Genomic DNA, 20,365 nt, shown 5'->3' on the forward strand with positions numbered 1-20,365 from the left:
GCCTGTGATTGTATCAGCATCCGGGTCAACAGGTGTGACAGGTAAGTCGGGGTCAACGGTTTCTTCGTCCTCGGCCTCTGTCGTTTTGGGCTCGAGCGCTTCATCAAGGGGATTGCTACCCCCTTCAACGGGGTCTTGCGCGGTGTCGGCATCTGTCTCAGATTCGTCAGTGGACACCTCAGCCGGCTCCATTAGCGAAACGCCGAACATGGTTAAGCCACTAAGCAAAACAAGCAAAATTGCAGACATACTGGTATCCTTCACACGATTGGTTAGGTGTTGGATATCTTAACAAATTGTCGACATTTTGGCGCGCGCGCGTCAGATCACAGTGCGACCAACTTGCCGCCATCAAGGCGCAACTGGCGGTCCATACGGGCGGCGAGTTCAAGGTTGTGGGTGGCAATGACCGCCGCAAGTCCAGTGCTGCGCACAAGGTCCATCAAGGCTGCGAACACTTGTTCCGATGTGTCCGGGTCCAGATTGCCTGTCGGTTCATCCGCAAGCAAAAGACGCGGCGCATTGGCAAGCGCGCGGCAAAACGCGACGCGCTGTTGCTCGCCGCCGGATAAGGCCGCGGGGCGATGATCTGCGCGATGGGCGACATTGACGCGCGTAAGTAGATCAAGCGCACGCGCATGGGCATCTGCGGCGCGGATGCCATTGGCCAGTTGGGGTAGAACAATGTTTTCAAGCGCCGTGAATTCGGGCAGCAGATGGTGGAACTGATAGACAAAGCCGACGTCTTCCCGGCGGATCGCTGTGCGTTTGCGATCGCTAAGCCCTGTGACATCCTGCCCCGCGATTTTCACACGCCCTGCGTCGGGCGTGTCAAGCAGTCCGGCTATATGAAGCAGCGTTGATTTACCTGCACCTGAAGGGGCCACCAAAGCGACGATTTCGCCGCTGGCGACAGACAGATCGACATCGCTTAGAACGTTAACCTCATTTTCGCGGCCTTTGTTGTAGGCTTTTGCGATACCGCTTAATTCAAGGGTTGGATCACTCATAGCGCAGGGCCTCGACTGGGTTCATCCGCGCCGCCCGTCGCGCAGGGAAAATGGTCACGACAAAAGACAGGCCCAGCGACAGGATCACGGCAGACATGACATCCTCAAAGCGCAATTCGGCGGGCAGATTGTAAATTCCACGTACTGACGGATCCCAGACCCCGCCCCCAGAAAAATAGTTTACAGCCGAAAAAATCGGGTCAATGTAGATTGCAAATAGACAGCCGAGAACGACGCCCATGCCTGTTCCGATGATGCCGGTAAACGCGCCGCAAATAAAGAAAACACGCAGAACCGAACCTTCGCTCAGGCCCATTGTGCGCAGGATACCGATGTCACGGCCTTTGTTCTTAACCAGCATAATCAAGCCCGACACGATGTTCATGGCCGCAACCAAAACGAGGATCGACAGGATGATGAACATAACGTTGTCTTCAACCTCAAGCGCGCGAAGGAAGCTGCCAGAGGCATCCGTCCACGCCCAAAGCTGGGCACGCTCGCCAGCAGCGCGCAGCAAATCAAGTTGCATCGGCGCGATTTCTTCGGGTTCTTCCACCATGACTTCGATTTCATCAACCGCGCCCTCACGGTTGAAAAAGCTTTGCGCCTCGGCAAGCGGCATGTAAACGCGGGTGCGATCAATGTCATAACGCCCTGCGGTAAAGACATAAGTCACCTCAAAGGCCTTTACACGCGGGCTGGTTCCAAAGGCGGTTTTTACGCCATTGGGCGAAATGATCTTGATGTGATCGCCGCTCGAAACACCAAGTTCGCGCGCAACGCCAGAACCAATGGCGACCCCTTCGCCAAACCGCGTGATATCGCCATAGCTTTCTTCGGGATTGGCGACTTTCGGGATGGTCATCAGGTTTTCTGCTGTGATCCCATAGACCTCTATCCCTGCGTTTCGCCCGCCTTTGTTGCCCATGACCTGCCCGCGCACCAGTGGCGCGGCGCGGGTTACGCCCTTAACCGCTGCGATCCGTGCTGCCATTTCATCGTAGTCTTTGATAGTCCGATCAAGGCGGCCATATTCATCGGCTTGCGCTGAATTATAGACCGTTACATGGGCATTCGCGCCAAGGATCGTGCCGACAAAATCAGTGCGAAAGCCCGAGCGCACGGACAGCGTCGCAATCAATGCAAAAACTGCAAGCGTAATGCCGATCAGAGAAATCCACGTCATCACGCTTACACCACCCTCGGCGCGTTTTGCACGAAGATAGCGCCAAGCGATCATCCACTCGAAGCGGGCAAACGGCATGGGGGTTTTTGACACGGCTCGATGCTCCCTTTGGGATATTGTTATGACTCAGAGGTGCGACGAAACAGGGAAAAAGGCAAGCGTAGCACCCAAATCAGCATGGAAAACAGCGCCAGACCGCCCAAGAACCCCAAGCCTGCGAAAATCGCGCCTTCAAACGTGACAGGCATTGCGGGTTTATAGTTTTCCCAAACACGTCCCGCCAGTTCCGTATCCGTGAAACGCGCCGCATATTTGGCACGGCTGAACGGGCCAAGGCCTTGCATGCGTTCAAGATCACCCGACAGACGCCTATGTCTTGCTATCGTATTCACCATGCTATCAGCGCGCGCCGCGCCCATTGCTCCGCCTTTGGCAAGATCGACCAAGGCCGCTTCGCGCGTCAGATCAAGCCCGGCGGCGTCCTTGTCAAAGTCATCCATGAAACGGGACAACTCATCCACCGCGCCGCCAAGACGCTGCATATATTGCTGCGAATACTCGGGAAATTGCGACACGCCCGCCGCGCCCGTCAGGCCAGCCGCCAAAGCAAGCGCGCGCGCAATCATACCTTAGAGCCCCGCGTAGATCGACGCGATTTTCGCAACGGCCAACTCTGGCGTCATCTCTTCGCTCTCGCCTGTGCGGCGTGAGGTGACTTCGACAACACCGTTCTTCAACCCGCGCGGCCCAACCGTGATCCGCCAAGGCAGACCAATCAGATCCATCGTCGCGAACTTGCCGCCAGCACGCTCGTTGCGATCATCGTAAAGCGGCTCAAGTCCCAGCGCGGTCAAGCTATCATACAGCGCTTCGCAGGCGCCATCAGCCTCTTCGTCCCCTTGCTTGAGGTTAACAATACCACAGTGGAACGGCGTCACGCCTTCGGGCCAGATGATGCCATTGTCATCATGGGAGGCTTCGATAATTGCGCCAAGCAGTCGTGACACGCCAATACCATGGCTGCCCATATGAAGCGGAACACGCTGGCCATCTTCGCCCTGAACCATCGCGCCCAGTTTTTCTGAGTATTCAGTGCCAAAGTAGAATATCTGCCCCACTTCGATACCGCGCGCGACGCGGCGGCGGTCTTCCGGCACCTCGTTAAACGCGGCCTCGTCGTGGGTTTCATCCGTGCGCGCATAGCGACTGGTGAATTCCTCAAGGACAGACTGGCAGGCGGATTTGTCATCGAAATCAATCGCGCGATCGCCAAATTTCAAATCGGTGATTTCGCTGTCGTAGAACACTTCGCTTTCGCCTGTATCGGCAAGCACAAGGAATTCATGCGTATAATCGCCGCCAATCGGACCGGAATCCGCGCGCATCGGAATGGCTTGAAGCCCCATACGTTCATAGGTGCGCAGGTAGCTCACCAGATGGCGGTTATAGGCGTGCAGCGCATCTTCCTTGGTCAGATCGAAATTATAGCCGTCCTTCATCAGGAATTCGCGGCCGCGCATGACGCCAAAGCGCGGGCGCACTTCATCGCGGAATTTCCACTGGATGTGATACAGCGTCAGGGGAAGCGCCTTGTAGCTGCCAACGAAGTTCGCGACGATATCTGTAATCATCTCCTCGTTTGTGGGACCGTACAGCATCTCGCGGTCATGGCGGTCTTTGATCCGCAGCATTTCTGGGCCGTAGGCATCATAGCGCCCTGATTTCTGCCACAGATCGGCAGATTGAAGCGTCGGCATCAGCATCGGAATGTGGCCTGCGCGTTGTTGCTCTTCATGCACGATGTTTTCGATCTTGCGCAGAACCTTAAAGCCCAGCGGCAACCACGAATAAATCCCCGCAGAGGACTGTTTTATCATCCCTGCGCGCAGCATCAAACGATGGCTGACGATCTGCGCATCGGCAGGGTTTTCTTTAAGGATCGGCAAAAAGTATCGGCTCAGGCGCATAAAACGTCCCTCATGAAGCGTGTGTTCCACCCCGTTTAGGGCTTTGGGCCAAAACCAGCAAGCCATGCCCCAGCATCTTCGCAAATAAACTCAAGCCCAAGGCAACCCCAAGCGCACTTGAAACCCTGCCGCGCATAGGCGATGTCTAGATCAGAACTTCAGGCGGGGGCGCGGATGGCTTATCCAGTAAAAGACCAACTCAAAATATGGGGCGTTTCCACCGCGGTTTTCATGGTGGCACTGTGGTATCTTGGTGATGTGATCCTGCCCTTCGTGCTTGGCGGTGCGATTGCGTATTTCCTTGACCCTGTTGCTGACAAACTTGAGGATATGGGGTGTTCGCGCGCATTAGCCACCACGATTATCACTTTGGTCGCAGTCGTCATCTTTATCATCATGATATTGCTGGTTGTTCCGACGCTCATCAATCAGTCGATCTCATTATTCAACATTGCACCGCAGCTCTTTTCTGACCTGCAAGCCTTCCTGTCGGAACGCTTTCCGCAACTGATGGACGAGGGTTCTACGCTTCACCAGTCACTTCTAAGCATTGGCGCGACGATCCAGTCTAAGGGCGGCGAGTTGCTTAGCACTGTGCTGTCCTCGGCCTCTTCGATCATCAACATCGTCGTGTTGTTTCTCATCGTTCCGGTGGTTGCCTTCTACCTGCTGCTGGATTGGGACAACATGGTTGCGCGCATCGACACGTTACTGCCGCGCGATCATGCGCCTACCGTGCGCCTGTTGGCCAAGCAGATCGATCAAACCCTCGCAGCCTTTATTCGCGGGATGGGTACTGTCTGTCTCATCCTTGGCACCTATTACGCGATCGCGCTGATGCTCGTCGGGCTGCAATTCGGCCTAGTGGTCGGCTTTATTGCCGGGCTTATCACCTTTATCCCATACGTCGGTGCCTTGGTTGGCGGTGCGTTGGCAATCGGACTGGGGCTGTTCCAGTTCTGGGGCGATTGGGTTTCGCTCGCTCTCGTTGCAGGCATCTTTATCATCGGGCAGGTTCTGGAAGGTAACGTACTGACGCCAAAACTTGTTGGCTCATCTGTTGGCCTTCATCCTGTTTGGCTGCTGTTTTCGCTGTCTGTATTCGGTTCGCTTTTCGGGTTCGTCGGTATGCTTGTCGCGGTCCCTGTCGCAGCCGCGCTCGGGGTCATCACACGCTTCTTCGTCGGTCAGTATATGGGCAGTCGTCTCTATTATGGGCTTGAAGCGCGCGAAAAGAACGAAGACTGACATGGCAGAACAACTCAGCTTTGATCTTCCGGCGCGCGCGGCGCTGGAGAGGGACGACTTTTTCATTTCCCCGTCCAACGCTCTTGCGGTTGCTTTGATTGATGCCCCTTCCAGTTGGAGCAATGGCAAGTTGTTGTTGCTGGGCGCTGAAGGATCAGGCAAAACCCACCTCGCCCATGTTTGGGCCGCGCAAAGCGGAGCGCAGATCATTTCTGCGCAGAACTTGCGCGAAGACGCTGTGCCCGAGCTGCTTCAAACGCCCGTTGTTGTGGAAGATATTGATCGCATTGCAGGGCAACGCGACATTGAAACCGCGCTGTTTCACCTGCACAATCTTGCAGCAGCAGAAGGGCAGCCCTTGCTGATGAGCGCGCGCCTTGCTCCGCAACTCTGCCCGCTTGTGCTGCCCGATCTCAAAAGCCGGCTGCAAGCGATGCAAGTCGCACAGCTGGATTCTCCGGACGACACGCTACTGGCCGCTGTATTGATGAAGCTGTTCGCAGATCGTCAACTTAACCCGGCGCCAGACGTGATCCCGTTCCTGAGCATGCGTATTGATCGCTCGTTCGCAGCCGCGCAAAGTATCGTTGCCGCGCTCGATAAGGCTGGCTTAGATGCTAAACGCCCGCTCACACGCGCATTTGTCTCAACAATGCTGGACAAACTCGCCCCGCAAGAGACACTATTAACTCTCGCAGAACCCCCAGAGGCACCTGATGCAAGCTGATTTTCTAAAAGCCGATTGCCCTGAACCGCTAGAACTTTCGGACGTCAATCTCAAAGGGCCCGCGCGATTTGTGAATCGCGAGTTGAGCTGGCTCAATTTCAACTGGCGTGTTCTGGAAGAAGCAGAAAACCCGCGCGTGCCGTTGCTGGAACGCCTGCGTTTCCTGTCGATTTCCGCGACCAATCTGGATGAGTTTTATACGGTGCGCGTCGCGGGCCTTCGTGAACTGTCGCAAGCAGGAAATTCAACGCCCGCCGCCGATGGCCTTTCACCCGCCGAACAACTGGTGTTGATTAACGAAGATGCACGCAATCTGCTGATGACCCAACAAAAGGTGTTCGAAAACATCCGCAGTGAAATGCTCGAAGCAGGCATCGCGATTGTCGAGCGCGATCAGCTGAGCGCCAAGGACAAAGACTTCTTGGCTGACGTGTTTTTGAACAAGGTCTTTCCGGTGCTTTCCCCCCTCGCGATTGACCCTGCCCATCCTTTCCCCTTCATTCCGAACACTGGGTATTCGCTCGCATTGCAGCTTGAACGCCAATCGGACAAGCGCGAGCTTCAGGCGCTTTTACCGATCCCGGCACAGATTGACCGCTTTGTTGCCCTGCCCGCCCCCGAAGGTTTGCTGCGATACCTCCCTCTGGAAGAGGTGCTCATTGAAAATCTTGGGCGCCTGTTCCCAGGATATCAAATGAAGGGCCATTTCGGATTTCGTGTCCTGCGCGATAGTGATCTGGAAGTAGAAGACGAAGCCGAAGACCTAGTGCGTGAGTTCGAGGTCGCGCTCAAGCGCCGCAAGCGCGGCGAAGTCGTGCGCCTGACCTATACAGGCGACGCTCCCAAAAAGCTGAAAAGCCTCGTGATGCGCGAGCTTGTCGTTTCAGAAGAAGAAACCGTGGAACTGCCCGGAATGATTGGCATGTCGGACCTCTCCGAGCTTGTCACAGACGCACGCCCCGACCTGCTTTGGCCGCCGTTTATGCCGCGTGTACCCGAACGGGTGCAGGACCATGAGGGCGACATGTTCGCGGCGATCCGCCAGAAAGACATGCTGCTGCATCACCCCTATGAAACCTTTGACATGGTTGTGCGCTTTTTGACCCAGGCGGCCCGTGACCCCGATGTGGTCGCGATCAAACAAACGCTCTATCGCACGTCAAAACTGTCGCCGATCGTGTCGGCCCTGTGCGAAGCCGCAGAAGATGGCAAATCCGTTACCGCCTTGGTTGAATTGAAGGCGCGTTTTGACGAGGCTGCCAATATCCGTCAATCACGTCGCCTGGAACGCGCGGGCGCACATGTGGTTTACGGATTTCTTGATCTCAAAACACATGCCAAGATTTCGACTGTCGTGCGCCGCGAGGGCGATCAACTGGTTACATATACCCACTACGGAACGGGCAACTACCATCCGATCACTGCACGCATATATACCGACCTTTCGCTTTTCACGTGCGATCCGAAATTGGGGCGTGATGCAACCAAGGTTTTCAATTATCTCTCTGGCTACGCGCCCCCCGATGCCCTTGATAACCTTGCAATTTCGCCCCTGACTTTGAAGGCGCGCTTGCTTGAACTGATCGCGCGCGAGGCCGAGTTTGCCAAAGCCGGTAAGCCAGCGACGATCTGGGCAAAAATGAATTCCCTGATCGAACCCGAAGTTATTGATGCGCTCTATTCTGCCTCTCAGGCCGGCGTCAAAATCGATCTGGTCATTCGCGGCATTTGCGGCCTGCGCCCGGGCATCAAAGGCCTAAGCGAGACGATCCGTGTAAAATCAATCGTCGGACGTTTTCTGGAGCATTCGCGCATTGTCTGTTTTGGCAACGGGCAAGGCCTGCCCCACAAAAAGGCACGTGTCTTTATCAGTTCTGCCGATTGGATGGGCCGTAACCTGAACCGGCGCGTGGAAACGCTGGTCGAAATCGACAACCCGACGGTAAAAGCACAAATTGTCAGCCAGATTATGGCAGCCAATCTCGCTGACGTTGCGCAAAGCTGGATCATGCATCCTGATGGCTCTTTTTCGCGTGAAAGCATACCAGAGGGGCAGTTTGCCTTTAGCTGTCACAAGTTTTTCATGGAAAACCCGTCCCTTTCGGGTCGCGGATCTGCTGGCGCGGCCGATGTGCCCAAACTGACCCACACTGAAGATGAGACAACCTGAGCGGATATGCGTAATTGACCCGCTGGACTTTATCCGCAAACCCTTGACCGCAATGTTAAAAACGCGAAAGAGCCGATGAATTCTGACACGACATCCGACGCCCCTCAGCTTCCTGCCGTCAACTATGGCCCCTTCGGGCGGCCCTTGTTCAACGATCCTTCCGTGCGCAAACTGGCGCGCGTCGGTGTGGTTGATATCGGTTCAAACTCGGTCCGCATGGTCGTTTTCGACGGCGCTGCGCGCAGCCCCGCATATTTTTACAACGAAAAAGTCATGTGCGCCCTGGGCGCAGGCATTGCTGAAACGGGGCGTTTGAACCCGCTAGGACGCGAACGCGCCTTAGCTGCCGTCACCCGATTTGAAGCGATTGCGCAAAGTCTTGGCATCTCCCCTCTCACTGCGGTCGCAACCGCCGCCGTGCGCGATGCAAGCGACGGCCCTGACTTCTGCGCCGATGTATTACGCGAAACTGGCCTTAAAGTTCACGTCATCGACGGTCCCGAAGAAGCACGCCTTTCCGCGCAGGGCGTTTTGCTTGGCTGGCCCGGCTCTTACGGGTTGGTCTGCGACATTGGTGGTGCCTCGATGGAGCTGGCCGAAATCCGCGACGGGCGCGTGGGCAAATGCGTGACCTCCTCACTCGGCCCACTCAAGCTGCAAAGCATGCAAGGCGGAGCAAAGGCGCGAAAGGCCTATATCAAAGACGTTATCGCCGATCTATGCGAGCAGATGGGCGAACAGAAAGACCGCCTGTTTCTGGTTGGCGGCTCATGGCGCGCCATAGCGCGGATCGACATGCATCGGCGCAACTACCCGCTGCATGTCCTTCATGAATATCGCATGACGCCGAAATCCGTGCGCGAAACCGTGAAATTCATTCAGCAAAGCGATATTGAAGAGCTGCGCCAAGCCTGCGATCTCTCAAGCGCGCGAATGGCGCTGGTCCCGATTGCCTCAGAGGTACTCAAACAGCTGGTCAGCCTCGTAAAGCCGACCGATATCGCCGTGTCCAGCTATGGTATCCGCGAAGGCATGCTCTATGAGCAAATGCCAACCAAGCTTCGCGACCGCGATCCGCTCATCGAAAGCGCGCGCTTTTCAGAAGCCAAAGATGCCCGCATGCCGGGCTTTGGTAAAACGCTCTATGACTTCATCATGCCCCTATTCAAATCGGCTCCATTCGCTACCAAACGCATGGTTAAGGCTGCCAGCCTCTTGCACGATGTCAGCTGGCGTGCCCATCCCGACTATCGCGCGGAAGTGTGCTTTGATAATTCCACCCGTGCCAATCTTGGCGGGCTCAGCCACGAAGAACGCGTCTTTCTCGGCCTCGCCCTGATGCATCGCTACAGGAACCAACGCAAAGGGCCGGAATTTGAAGCCTTGTTTGAACTGATTTCGCAAGAACAACAACGCGAAGCCATCATTCTTGGCAAAGCGATGCGCTTTGGTGCGATGCTCTGGATGGAAAAAGACATCCAACCCGGCGAGTTTCGCTGGTACCCGAAGAAAAAGCAGCTCGAACTGCGTCTACACCCCTCGGCAAAACCGCTCTTTTCAGAGGTCGCAGAATCCCGCCTTGCCTCGCTGGCTGCCTCGCTTGAAGCCGAGGTCACAGTGAAATTTAACAAGCCTTCCGTCGAAACCTAAAACCTTATCTTGCGCTTCCTCTCTCCCGAAATATCCCGGGGGAGCGCGAGGGGGCTGGCCCCCTCGCCCCGGTCCAATGGGCATCGCCCATTGGAAACCTGCTAAAGCTCGATTTCGCCGTCCGGGGACGCAATTTCATCTGACGTTTTACGCCGCAGGATAATATCCCCGTTCGGTAAAATCTCAGGGGGATGGTATTTGGAGAAATCTTCGACTTGCTTCAGAAAATCCCCGAGCGCGGGGCCCATGTTCTGCACGAAACCACGCAGTGCGGGTTCCAACTGTTCGGACAGCCCCTCCATTTCACGCAATGCAGGTTCCATCTCCTGCATCAAGCCCCGGAACAAAAGACGTGCGCCTTCTTCCATCAGGTTAAAGCCTTGATCCTTTGGTGTATCTTCAGCCTGCGCAGGCATTGCCAGTGCGACGGCCAAAGCAGCGGTAAGTGCAATCTGTTTCATGGCTATTATCTAAACACGTTTCAGACAGATTTTTAGATCAAATGTCGATATCCAGTGTCACAGGGAAGTGATCGGACGCCGCAAGCAAGGCGTCCCGCAGCGCTACATCGGACCAGCAATCCGGATCATCAAAGGGATGCCATATCCGCCAAGCCATTGCTTTTGAACGCAAATTGTCGCTAATCATGATGTAGTCCAGCAACGCCTGCAAATAGCGGTTTTCATGGCCAAGGAAAAAACGCGCTGTCGTCGGAAAAGCGCCGATCTTGCGCTCAAGCGCGCGCGCGGCGTGCGGATCGTAAAGACAGGGACAGCCTGCCTCTCCCAGAATAATCTCTACAGACGAGCGTCCAAACAGGTTCTCATATTCATCAAGCCCCGGCCCATCATTCAAATCGCCCATCAAAATCAGGCTCTCGCCCGCTGCGAGATGCGCGTCGATACGTGCGCGCAGCCAAACAGCCTGCGCCAGTTGCTTGCGACGGTTCGCAATGGAAAACCGCATGATTTCATCGCGCCCATGTGCGCCGTGCGGTGCTTTGCTCTTCAAATGCGCACCGATCATGCGCAGCTGTGTGCCAGCAGCCGTTTCAATGGCAAGCTCCAAGGGCGGCTTGGAAAAACTCACACTATCCGCGCGGTTATCAATATCCAGATCGATCTCGAAACTCGTATCAAATCTCGGCGCAGCATCGCCAGCTTCGCCGATCGGATCATGGCGCGCGCTCAGCTTTTCAGGATCATAGAGCAAGGTGATTTCTTGCTGGGTTGTGTTGGTAAACCCAAGCAGCGCCCTGCAAGCGCGCAAATCAAAGGCTTTGGCAAAATTTTCAAGGGCTTTGGTGCCAGACCGTTTGTCGTGATCGTCCGGTGCTTCAATGACCATAATCGCATCTGCGTCGATTGCGTTGAACACATGCCCTAATGCGCTGACCTGCTGCGCGCGCGTGACGTCGCGGCGACCCGACCAGCGCGTGTCTGACATGAGCGTGCCGTCATCATCAAACAGCCTGTCGAACCATTCAACATTATAACACGCAAGGCGCATCAAGCGGCCCGTTCCTGATTGATTTCTTCCCAGGCGCGATTGATATCGACCATGCGTTTTTCCGCCATACGAACAGCTTCTTGCGGCACGCCGCGCGCAATCATTCGATCAGGATGGGTCTCACGCACCATCAATCGCCATGCTGCACGAATATCGGCCAAAGGGGCATCCGGGCTGACCCCTAGAACCGTGTACGGATCAGGCAGGGCATCTGGAACAAAGCGCGCGCGCAGGGCGCGAAATTCGGTGTCGGGCAGCCCGAAGATTTCAGCCACGCGTTCCAGAAAAATATCTTCGTTCGGATGATAGAACCCATCCGCCATCGCTATGTAGAACAGCCCTTCAATAAGATCACAGAGGGTCGAGCGCTCGGACGCAAACATCTCTGCTATGCGCGCTGCGTATTCCTCAAAACCTGCCACATCGAGGCGTGCCATATTAAAGACACGCGCCGCATTTGCTTCATCGGCCGCAGCGATGTTGAACACTTCGCGAAAGGCTGTGACTTCATCGCGCGTCACCTGCCCATCTGCTTTGGCCATTTTCGCACCCAGTGCGATTACAGCAATTGTAAAGCCGACAGAGCGTTCAGGCGGGCTGCGCAAGCGGTCGAAAACCGCCGACAGGCCTTCGCCTTGGCTGAGCGCGGCAAGCGCCTCTGATATGCGGGTCCAAAGTGACATGGGGGCAGTTTATGCCTTTGCCAGCCAAAAGCCCATGCACCATGGCAGCGTCATGTCAGGATTTTCTGCATCAGAACCAGATCCATCCAGCGATCAAACTTGAAACCAACTTCAGGCAGTCGCGCAATATGGGTAAAGCCCAAACGCTCATGAAACACGACGCCTTGCAGGTTTTCGCCGCTAATCCCTGCCCACAAGCTATGAACGCCGCTCGATCGTGCATGAATTTCAAGCGCACCCATAAGCGCCCGCCCTACCCCGCGCCCGCGCGCATTTGGGGCCAGGTTGATCGAGTGTTCCTTGGTTCGCGCGTAGCCCGGGCCGCCCCGAAAAGGAAAATAGGTCGCCAGTCCAAGGAGTTCGCCTGCCTCCTCTGCCACAAAAAATGCGCCCGCGCGCGCCGAAATATCCGCAGCAATCCCCTCCGCGGTTTTTAGATCTGTGGTGAACGTCGTCGCGGTGCCTTGGATCAACGGGTTCCACACGTCGCAAATCCCGGCAGCATCGCTCGCCTTTGCTGCGCGCACGATCATCGCAGCACGCGACCACCGTGTGGTGTATCAAACTCCGCAATCAATTCGGCCGTTCTGGCGACTTCAAACCGTATCAATGCATTTGCAATTGAACCGAGCAAAGCGCTCAATGCCTCTGCTTTTGGGTGGCATATGGTCAGCATTTTAAACGAAACATCCGTCGGGGTTAACATGCTTGCCGGGTGCAATGTGCCAGCCCATTCTATCAGCGGCGGGAACATTCCGTCAAAGGGCAAAGCCCCGCTGGCCGGAACTGCCATTTGCCAGCGCAAATCGCCCCGCTCCAGCGCGATAGCATCGCCCGCATCCGGCCACTTTGCGCAGGCAGCTTTCATATCACCGACACTGCAAATCCAATTTGTCAGACGCGGAGGGCCGGAAAAATTGTCGATATCAAACCAACGCGGCCTATCGGGCGCGGGCGCATTTGGATCAATCGAAATCGCTTCTAGATAGAGCCCGTTCTTCAGCCCCATCAGATGGTTATGCGTACCAAAGCGCGCATGCTCTCCACCCGCTTGCATGGGGATGCCAAGCGCCTCTTCTATGTGCGCGCGCGCCGCATCTCGGCTTTCGCCGCTTACAGCCAAGTGGTCAAGTTTCAGATCAAACATGTGTTCAACTCTTCCTCAAATCCCAAGCCGGTGCAAGCTATGCATGTTTTAACGTCCAATTCGCACAAAAAAACTCAGGCATACCATTGAAAACCTACCTTCAAAGTCCATCTTTAGCGTAATAGGGTGCATTCAGCGCCCCAAAACCACATGAGGGGACAGCATGTTTTTGCGCGCACTTGATCGTTTTTTCAGCCACGAGGCCTCTGGTGGCATCCTGTTGATGCTTTCGGCTCTCGCCGCAATGATTGTCGCAAACTCTGCGCTTTCAGGCATTTATGAGGGTGCGCTCGGAAGTTATCTGGCCATTACACTGAATGGCTCCGGCCTTGAGAAACCTTTGATCCTTTGGATCAACGACGGATTGATGGCGATCTTCTTCTTTCTAATCGGGCTCGAGCTAAAGCGCGAACTGCTTGAAGGAAAACTGAAGAACCCGCGTGATGTCTTGCTTCCCGGTATGGCGGCGATTGGCGGTATGGCTGTGCCTGCGTTGATTTTTGTCGCTTTCAACTGGAACAGCCCGGAAACGCTCGGCGGTTGGGCCATTCCAGCTGCAACCGATATCGCCTTTGCCCTTGGCATTCTGGCGTTGGTCGGTAGCCGCGCACCGGTTTCGCTCAAGGTCTTTTTGCTGACGCTTGCCATTCTGGATGACCTTGGCGCGATCATCATCATCGCCTTGTTCTATACGGCTGAGTTGAAGATTGATTACCTCTTTCTGGCTCTCATCCCGCTCGCTGGCCTTATCTGGTTGAATGTGAAAGGCGCGCACCGCGTTGCGCCCGCGATCATTCTGGGCACCATTATGTGGTTCTTCGTGCTCAAATCTGGTGTTCACGCGACGCTTGCGGGTGTGGTCACGGCCTTCTTGATCCCTCTGGTCGACAAATGGGGCAAATCCCCGCTGCACGCTCTTGAGCACGCACTTGCCCCCTATGTGCTTTACCTGATCATTCCGATCTTCGCCTTCGCCAATGCTGGCGTGGTTCTGACTGGCCTCAGCTTCTCTGATCTGCTGGCTCCGCTTCCGCTCGGCATCGCCTTGGGATTGCTCCTTGGTAAGCAAATCGGCGTTATGGGACTGACCTTCCTGACCATCAAGCTTGGTTTTGCGCGCCTCCCACACGGGGCAACCTGGCTGCATATCTACGGCATCTCGTGTCTGGCGGGCGTTGGATTTACGATGTCGTTGTTCATCGGCGGGCTTAGCTTTTCGGATGCCGCAATGATGAACCAAGTGCGCCTGGGCGTTCTGGCTGGATCAATTCTATCGGGGATAATTGGCTACACGGCCCTCATGCTGGCCTGTTCAAAGAGCGCAGAGGCTGAAGTCGCAGAGGCTGCTTAGAGTTCGAACCCCGTCGGATCAAAATCAACTGCGGAAAATCTACATAGAAAGAGGGCGCGTACATCCGAACGCGCCCTTCTTCTTTTAATTGCGTGTATCGCGAATGATCTGAAGGATATCTTGCGCGGCCTTTGGGATGTTTGTCCCCGGGCCGAAGATCGCTTTAACCCCCGCATTATACAGGTAGTCATAATCCTGCTGCGGAATAACCCCGCCGCAAATCACGATGATATCCTCCGCACCTTTTTCCTTCAGCGCTTCAATCAACTTGGGCGCAAGGGTCTTGTGACCCGCTGCCTGTGAAGAAATGCCAATCACATGAACATCGTTGTCCACAGCATCCTGCGCCGCCTCTTCAGGAGTTTGGAACAATGGACCAACATCAACATCAAAGCCGATATCGGCAAAGGCCGTCGCGATCACTTTCGCACCGCGATCATGACCGTCCTGCCCCATCTTCACGACCAACATGCGTGGGCGACGTCCCTCTTCTTCCGCAAAGTCTTCAACCGATTTCTGGATAGCAGCAAAGCCTTCGTCACCTTCATAAGCAGCGCCATATACCCCTGCGAGGGTTTTTACTTCGGCACGGTGACGTCCGAACACTTTCTCCATTGCCATGCTGATTTCTCCTACGCTGGCACGTGCGCGCGACGCGTCAACGGCGGCTTCCAATAGGTTACCGCCTTCACTGGCGCGGCGGGTGAGTTCGGCCAAAGCGGCCTCGCAGGCAGCCGTGTCGCGACTTGCTCGGATCTTCTCAAGACGGGCGATCTGCGAGCGACGCACTGCATCGTTGTCGATGTCCAGAATGTCGATCGCATCCTCTTTATCGAGGCGGTATTTGTTAACACCAACGATAACTTCATCGCCTTTGTCGATCATCGCCTGACGCTTGGCTGCCGCCTCTTCGATGCGCAGTTTGGGCATGCCCGTCGCAACGGCTTTGGTCATGCCACCCATTTCTTCGACTTCTTCGATCAGCTTCCAAGCCTCGTCAGCAAGCTGCGCGGTCAGGCTTTCAACGTAGTAAGAGCCGGCAAGCGGATCGACGACATTGGTGATGCCCGTCTCCTCCTGCAAGATCAGCTGGGTGTTACGCGCAATGCGTGACGAGAATGCTGTCGGCAAGGCAATCGCTTCGTCCAGCGCGTTGGTATGGAGCGACTGGGTGCCGCCAAGTGCCGCCGCCATCGCCTCATACGCGGTGCGCACCACGTTGTTGTAGGGATCCTGCTCCTGCAGGCTAACGCCAGAGGTCTGGCAGTGGGTACGCAGCATCTTGGATTTTTCGCTCTGAGCGCCAAGGTCCGTCATGATGCGATGCCAGAGCAAACGCGCCGCGCGCAGTTTTGCGGCCTCCATGAAGAAGTTCATACCAATCGCAAAAAAGAACGACAGGCGCGGGGCAAATTTATCCACATCCATTCCGCGCGCCATGGCGGTTTTCACGTATTCACGGCCATCCGCCAGCGTGTATGCAAGCTCCTGAACAAGGTTCGCACCCGCTTCCTGCATGTGATAACCCGAGATCGAAATCGAGTTGAACTTCGGCATCTCGTTCGACGTATATTCAATGATATCCGCGATGATCCGCATCGACGGTTCTGGTGGATACACATAGGTGTTGCGCACCATGAATTCTTTCAGAATGTCATTCTGGATAGTGCCCGACAGGACCGAACGGTCATGACCCTGCTCTTCACCTGTCACGATAAAGCTGGCAAGGATCGGGATCACCGCGCCGTTCATCGTCATAGATACAGACACTTTATCAAGCGGGATCTGATCGAAGAGGATTTTCATGTCCTCAACGCTATCAATTGCAACGCCAGCCTTGCCGACATCGCCCTCAACGCGGGGGTGATCGCTGTCATAGCCGCGGTGCGTCGCGAGATCGAAAGCAACCGAAACACCCTGCTGACCGGCAGCCAGTGCTTTGCGATAGAAGGCATTGCTTTCCTCGGCCGTTGAGAAACCCGCATACTGACGGATCGTCCACGGACGCCCTGCATACATCGTCGCCTTCACGCCACGTGTGAATGGTCCCTCGCCGGGAATACCGCCCATATGGGGCAGGTCGGCAATGTCATCCGCCGTATAAAGCGGCTTAACGTCGATCCCTTCCAGGGTCTTCCAAGTCAGATCATCCAGCGGCCGCCCGCGTAGCTCTTTTTCAGCCAGGGCGCGCCAATCGTTGTCTTGTGTCATATGTCTGTCCTTTGTTGACAAAACCCATCTGCGCGGGGTGCCGCGTCTCTAAGGGTGTCGGGTCTTCCAGAAAAGTTGCCAGCCCGTCGCTGCCAGAGCGGAGCCAGAAGAGATCGTCCGCATAGCGTTCTTGCAGGGCCGCGCATTGCGATGGGGAAAACGGCTCCCATCTGTCGTTGTAGATTTTCGCGGTTAGAATTGCCTGTTCCCGCATGCTCAGCGGCTGCCTTAACAACTCTGATGCTGCGGGTCGTCGATTGCGCCAGACCTGATTGCCCAATGCCGGAGCCGGCCTGCCAATGAGATAGCTCATAAGCTGGTGCGGGCGCGATCCGAATTGCTCGTAAGTACTGACGAAAATCGGAACGTCCGGCGCGGCGATTGCCACGTCGGTAATCACATCGCGCCAATCGCGCCGTTGCTCGGCCAGCGCGTTGCTGCGTTCGGGGGTCGGCACCATGACGCCGCGCGGAATGCAAAAGCTGAGCGCCGAGGGCCAGTAGCTGCCAAGGTCGCGCATACTGATGTGGATCATTTTGACCGCGCCACGAAACGCCGCGATGTGACGTGCAACCCGTTCCCCCGCGCAGGGATAAAGCTGCCGGGTCGCAATATTCTGGCGCATCGTGCCAAGCATGTTTTCGTCCGACACGATAAGTTGCGAAATTCCGCAAGCGCCCGAGCGATCCAGATGCAGGCCTATCCTGCCTTGCGCCCGCGCAAAGGCGATATCGCCCTGCCCAAGCAACGGATTTGGAATGACGCCGTGAAACAAACCCTTGCGTAACCGCGCTGGTCCCCAAAACCCGATTGCCTGCCCAGCCAGAGAGCGACGGTTCTGGCGGACATATGTTTGAAAGCTGGTCGAAGCGGTACGATGCGCACCTATATGAAGTATCACGTCCACGTTTCAGACCCTCTTGCTTGCACGGGCGATTTCGCCAAATCGGCACCGTGCTTTGTGCAAGGTCTTGCAGCATAGAGGTATTATTTCGGTTAAAGCGTCGGTTTTGCGCCCTATCAGTGCAGTCGGGCATCGCAATTGCCAAGATGCCCCCTATATTAGGCCCAAGAGGAGACTGCATGAAACCGTTCTTATCACTTGTAATTGCACTGCTTTTCACCGCGCCCATGTCTTTCGCAGAAGAGACGGTGACGTCTGAAACCGACGCTGCCTGGAGCGAGATTTCGACGCTAGAAAGCGAAAATTTGAATGATTTTCTGTGGCAGGCCCGGCCTGTCGTGGTCTTTGCCGATAGCGAGGCCGATCCGCGCTTTGAGCAGCAAATGGCATTGCTAAAAGAAGGGGCATTGGCGCTGCAAGAACGCGACGTGGTCATCTTGGTGGACACGAATCCCGCAAACTCCAGCGCGCTTCGAAAGGCCCTGCGCCCACGGGGTTTCATGCTTGCGTTAATCGGTAAGGATGGCGGTGTAAAACTGCGCAAAGCCTCGCCTTGGAACGCACGCGAACTTTCCCGGGTGATCGACAAATTCCCGATGCGGCAGCGTGAAGTGCGCGAGCGCAGGGAGCCGTAACTCCCTGCAATCATTATATGATCTGCAAAGCCCATCGGGCTTATTCAAACTCCATGATAACGTCGTCAACGGCAAGGCTGTCACCGGCGGCTGCGTTGATTTTGGAAACGACACCTTTACGCTCTGCGCGCAGGATGTTTTCCATTTTCATCGCCTCAACCGTGCAAAGCGCTTGGCCTTCTTGCACTTCTTGGCCCTCTTCCACGTCGACCTTCACGATCAGACCCGGCATCGGGCAAAGCAGCAGTTTGGACGTGTCCGGCGCGACCTTTTCAGGCATCATACGTGCCAATTCTGCCTGACGGGGCGTGCGCACATGCACCGACATATCGGCGCCTCGTGAACGGATGCGGAAACCGCCAGAAACCTTGCCAACCTTCATGACCAGCGGCTTATCATCCACGATCATTTTGGCGAGCTGATCGCCCGGCGTCCAATCGCCGCTTACGCGTAGCGTGCTGCCATCGTCGAAGGCCACGGAAGAGCCTGACTGATCCGCTGCGATCGTGACATCGAAGCTATGCCCTTGCAGCGCAACATTCCATGCCTCGCCCACGTGGCGTTCGTGATTGTCGAGGCGGCCAGACACACGCGCACGGCGGATTTCGGCAACGCGGTTCATCGCGGCGGCAGCAGCAGCGATGCGCTTAAGCTCGCCCTCGGCCAGTTCAACGCCCTCAAAACCGTCTGGATACTGTTCTTCAATAAACGCTGTCGTCATCTCGCCAGCGATAAAGATCGGATGATCCATAACGGCTGCCACGAATGGCAGGTTGTGACCAATGCCTTCGACTTCGAAGCTATCAAGCGCTACGCGCATCGCTTCAATCGCCGCTTCGCGGGTCGGGCCCCATGTGCAGAGTTTGGCGATCATCGGATCGTAATACATCGAAATCTCGCCGCCCTCATAGACGCCTGTATCGTTGCGTACAGCGATTTCGCCAGCAGGCGCATCACCCTGCCACTTACCGTTGACCAGCATCGGACCTGCCGCTTGCTCCATGGGTGGGCGATAGCGTGTGAGGCGACCGATGGACGGTAGGAAGCCGCGGTAGGGGTCTTCGGCGTAAAGGCGGTTCTCAATGGCCCAACCGGTGAGCGTCACATCGTCCTGCGTGATGCTCAGCTTTTCGCCATTGGCGACGCGGATCATCTGCTCGACAAGGTCAACGCCTGTTATCAGTTCGGTCACAGGGTGTTCCACTTGAAGACGTGTGTTCATCTCGAGGAAGTAGAAGTTCTTTGCGCCGTCCACGATGAATTCCACAGTGCCAGCAGAGGCGTAGCCAACAGCCTTGGCCAGCGCCACAGCCTGCTCGCCCATCGCTTTGCGCGTGGCTTCGTCAAGGAAAGGGCTTGGTGCCTCTTCGACAACCTTTTGCTGACGGCGCTGGATCGAGCATTCGCGCTCGCCCAGATAAATCCCGTTGCCGTGACTGTCGCAAAGCACCTGAATTTCAATGTGACGCGGCTGGGTGATGAATTTCTCGATGAAGATACGATCATCGCCAAAGGAATTAGCGGCTTCGTTCTTGGAGGATTGGAAACCCTCGCGCGCCTCTTCATCATTCCATGCAATACGCATGCCTTTGCCGCCGCCGCCAGCGGAGGCTTTAATCATCACTGGATAGCCGATCTCGTTCGAGATTTTTACGGCTTCATCCGCATCCTCGATCAGACCCATATAGCCCGGAACCGTGGAAACATTTGCGTCTTGTGCGATCTTTTTAGAGGTGATCTTATCACCCATCTTCTCAATCGCGCCAACTGGTGGCCCGATAAAGGCTACGCCAGCGGCGTCCAGCGCCTCTGCGAATTTCGAGTTCTCGGACAAGAAGCCATAGCCCGGATGCACCGCCTGCGCACCGCTTTCCTTGATCGCGGCCATGACTTTATCGATGACGATATAGGACTGGTTCGCCGGGGGTGGGCCGATGTGAATTGCTTCGTCTGCCATTTCCACATGC

The 20,365-nt window shown here is 55.9% G+C and carries 19 protein-coding genes; 6 read left to right on the forward strand and 13 right to left on the reverse strand.

The window, feature by feature from the left end:
* The 5 genes from WBC85_RS00560 to proS all read right to left on the reverse strand — a co-directional run.
* Positions 1-249 (reverse strand): hypothetical protein (locus tag WBC85_RS00560; protein ID WP_424432738.1); only part of this gene is annotated, 249 nt, incomplete at its 3' end.
* Between the two features lie 77 nt (positions 250-326).
* A complete protein-coding gene (locus WBC85_RS00565; protein ID WP_424432739.1) occupies positions 327-1,010 on the reverse strand; it encodes an ABC transporter ATP-binding protein in 684 nt (227 codons plus the stop codon).
* Positions 1,003-2,289 (reverse strand): lipoprotein-releasing ABC transporter permease subunit, encoded by a 1,287-nt coding sequence (locus tag WBC85_RS00570; protein ID WP_424432740.1) that lies wholly within the window; start codon positions 2,287-2,289, stop codon positions 1,003-1,005. Before WBC85_RS00570 ends, WBC85_RS00565 begins: the two co-directional genes overlap by 8 nt.
* Positions 2,290-2,315: 26 nt before the next feature.
* Positions 2,316-2,822, reverse strand: a complete 507-nt coding sequence (locus tag WBC85_RS00575; RefSeq protein ID WP_424432741.1) for a DUF2937 family protein — start codon at positions 2,820-2,822, stop codon at positions 2,316-2,318.
* Positions 2,823-2,825: 3 nt separating this feature from the next.
* Positions 2,826-4,163 (reverse strand): proline--tRNA ligase, encoded by a 1,338-nt coding sequence (gene proS, locus WBC85_RS00580; RefSeq protein WP_424432742.1) that lies wholly within the window; start codon positions 4,161-4,163, stop codon positions 2,826-2,828.
* A gap of 174 nt (positions 4,164-4,337) precedes the next feature.
* On the opposite strand from proS, the gene WBC85_RS00585 reads away from it, so the two are divergent.
* From WBC85_RS00585 to WBC85_RS00600, 4 genes are all read left to right on the forward strand, one after another.
* Complete coding sequence (locus WBC85_RS00585; protein WP_424432743.1) at positions 4,338-5,411, forward strand: AI-2E family transporter; 1,074 nt, start codon at positions 4,338-4,340, stop codon at positions 5,409-5,411.
* Between the two features lies 1 nt (position 5,412).
* Complete coding sequence (locus WBC85_RS00590) at positions 5,413-6,138, forward strand: HdaA/DnaA family protein (RefSeq protein ID WP_424432744.1); 726 nt, start codon at positions 5,413-5,415, stop codon at positions 6,136-6,138.
* Complete coding sequence (locus WBC85_RS00595) at positions 6,125-8,308, forward strand: RNA degradosome polyphosphate kinase (RefSeq protein ID WP_424432755.1); 2,184 nt, start codon at positions 6,125-6,127, stop codon at positions 8,306-8,308. The genes WBC85_RS00590 and WBC85_RS00595 overlap by 14 nt, the downstream gene beginning before the upstream one ends.
* Before the next feature lie 75 nt (positions 8,309-8,383).
* On the forward strand, positions 8,384-9,958 hold the full coding sequence (locus tag WBC85_RS00600; protein WP_424432745.1) for a Ppx/GppA family phosphatase: 1,575 nt from the start codon (positions 8,384-8,386) through the stop codon (positions 9,956-9,958).
* Between the two features lie 101 nt (positions 9,959-10,059).
* Here WBC85_RS00600 and WBC85_RS00605 read toward each other — a convergent pair whose 3' ends face one another.
* The 5 genes from WBC85_RS00605 to WBC85_RS00625 are packed head-to-tail and all read right to left on the reverse strand — an operon-like array spanning position 10,060 to position 13,297.
* Complete coding sequence (locus WBC85_RS00605; RefSeq protein ID WP_424432746.1) at positions 10,060-10,419, reverse strand: hypothetical protein; 360 nt, start codon at positions 10,417-10,419, stop codon at positions 10,060-10,062.
* Positions 10,420-10,456: 37 nt separating this feature from the next.
* Entirely contained in the window at positions 10,457-11,467 is a 1,011-nt protein-coding gene (locus WBC85_RS00610; RefSeq protein WP_424432756.1) for an endonuclease/exonuclease/phosphatase family protein, read from the reverse strand.
* Positions 11,467-12,150: a TerB family tellurite resistance protein gene (locus WBC85_RS00615; RefSeq protein ID WP_424432747.1), complete on the reverse strand. Its 684-nt coding sequence runs from the start codon at positions 12,148-12,150 to the stop codon at positions 11,467-11,469. The genes WBC85_RS00610 and WBC85_RS00615 overlap by 1 nt, the downstream gene beginning before the upstream one ends.
* A gap of 50 nt (positions 12,151-12,200) precedes the next feature.
* Entirely contained in the window at positions 12,201-12,683 is a 483-nt protein-coding gene (locus WBC85_RS00620) for an N-acetyltransferase family protein (RefSeq protein ID WP_424432748.1), read from the reverse strand.
* Positions 12,680-13,297, reverse strand: coding sequence for a VOC family protein (locus WBC85_RS00625; RefSeq protein ID WP_424432749.1), 618 nt, complete (start codon positions 13,295-13,297; stop codon positions 12,680-12,682). Before WBC85_RS00625 ends, WBC85_RS00620 begins: the two co-directional genes overlap by 4 nt.
* Before the next feature lie 163 nt (positions 13,298-13,460).
* Between WBC85_RS00625 and nhaA the strand changes: the two genes are divergently transcribed.
* A complete protein-coding gene (gene nhaA / locus WBC85_RS00630; RefSeq protein ID WP_424432750.1) occupies positions 13,461-14,648 on the forward strand; it encodes a Na+/H+ antiporter NhaA in 1,188 nt (395 codons plus the stop codon).
* A gap of 84 nt (positions 14,649-14,732) precedes the next feature.
* On the opposite strand, the gene scpA is transcribed toward nhaA, so the two are convergent.
* Together scpA and WBC85_RS00640 are read right to left on the reverse strand one after the other, a co-directional pair.
* Positions 14,733-16,859: a methylmalonyl-CoA mutase gene (gene scpA, locus WBC85_RS00635; RefSeq protein WP_424432751.1), complete on the reverse strand. Its 2,127-nt coding sequence runs from the start codon at positions 16,857-16,859 to the stop codon at positions 14,733-14,735.
* The gene (locus WBC85_RS00640) at positions 16,825-17,766 is read right to left on the reverse strand and encodes a hypothetical protein (RefSeq protein WP_424432752.1); all 942 of its coding nucleotides are present in this window, start codon (positions 17,764-17,766) and stop codon (positions 16,825-16,827) included. The genes scpA and WBC85_RS00640 overlap by 35 nt, the downstream gene beginning before the upstream one ends.
* A 176-nt stretch (positions 17,767-17,942) precedes the next feature.
* Between WBC85_RS00640 and WBC85_RS00645 the strand changes: the two genes are divergently transcribed.
* Positions 17,943-18,398, forward strand: coding sequence for a DUF4174 domain-containing protein (locus tag WBC85_RS00645; RefSeq protein WP_424432753.1), 456 nt, complete (start codon positions 17,943-17,945; stop codon positions 18,396-18,398).
* A gap of 40 nt (positions 18,399-18,438) precedes the next feature.
* Here WBC85_RS00645 and WBC85_RS00650 read toward each other — a convergent pair.
* Positions 18,439-20,365: biotin carboxylase N-terminal domain-containing protein (locus WBC85_RS00650; RefSeq protein ID WP_424432754.1), on the reverse strand; the 1,927-nt coding region annotated here is incomplete at its 5' end.

Source organism: Planktotalea sp. (assembly GCF_049680325.1).
GTDB lineage: Bacteria > Pseudomonadota > Alphaproteobacteria > Rhodobacterales > Rhodobacteraceae > Planktotalea.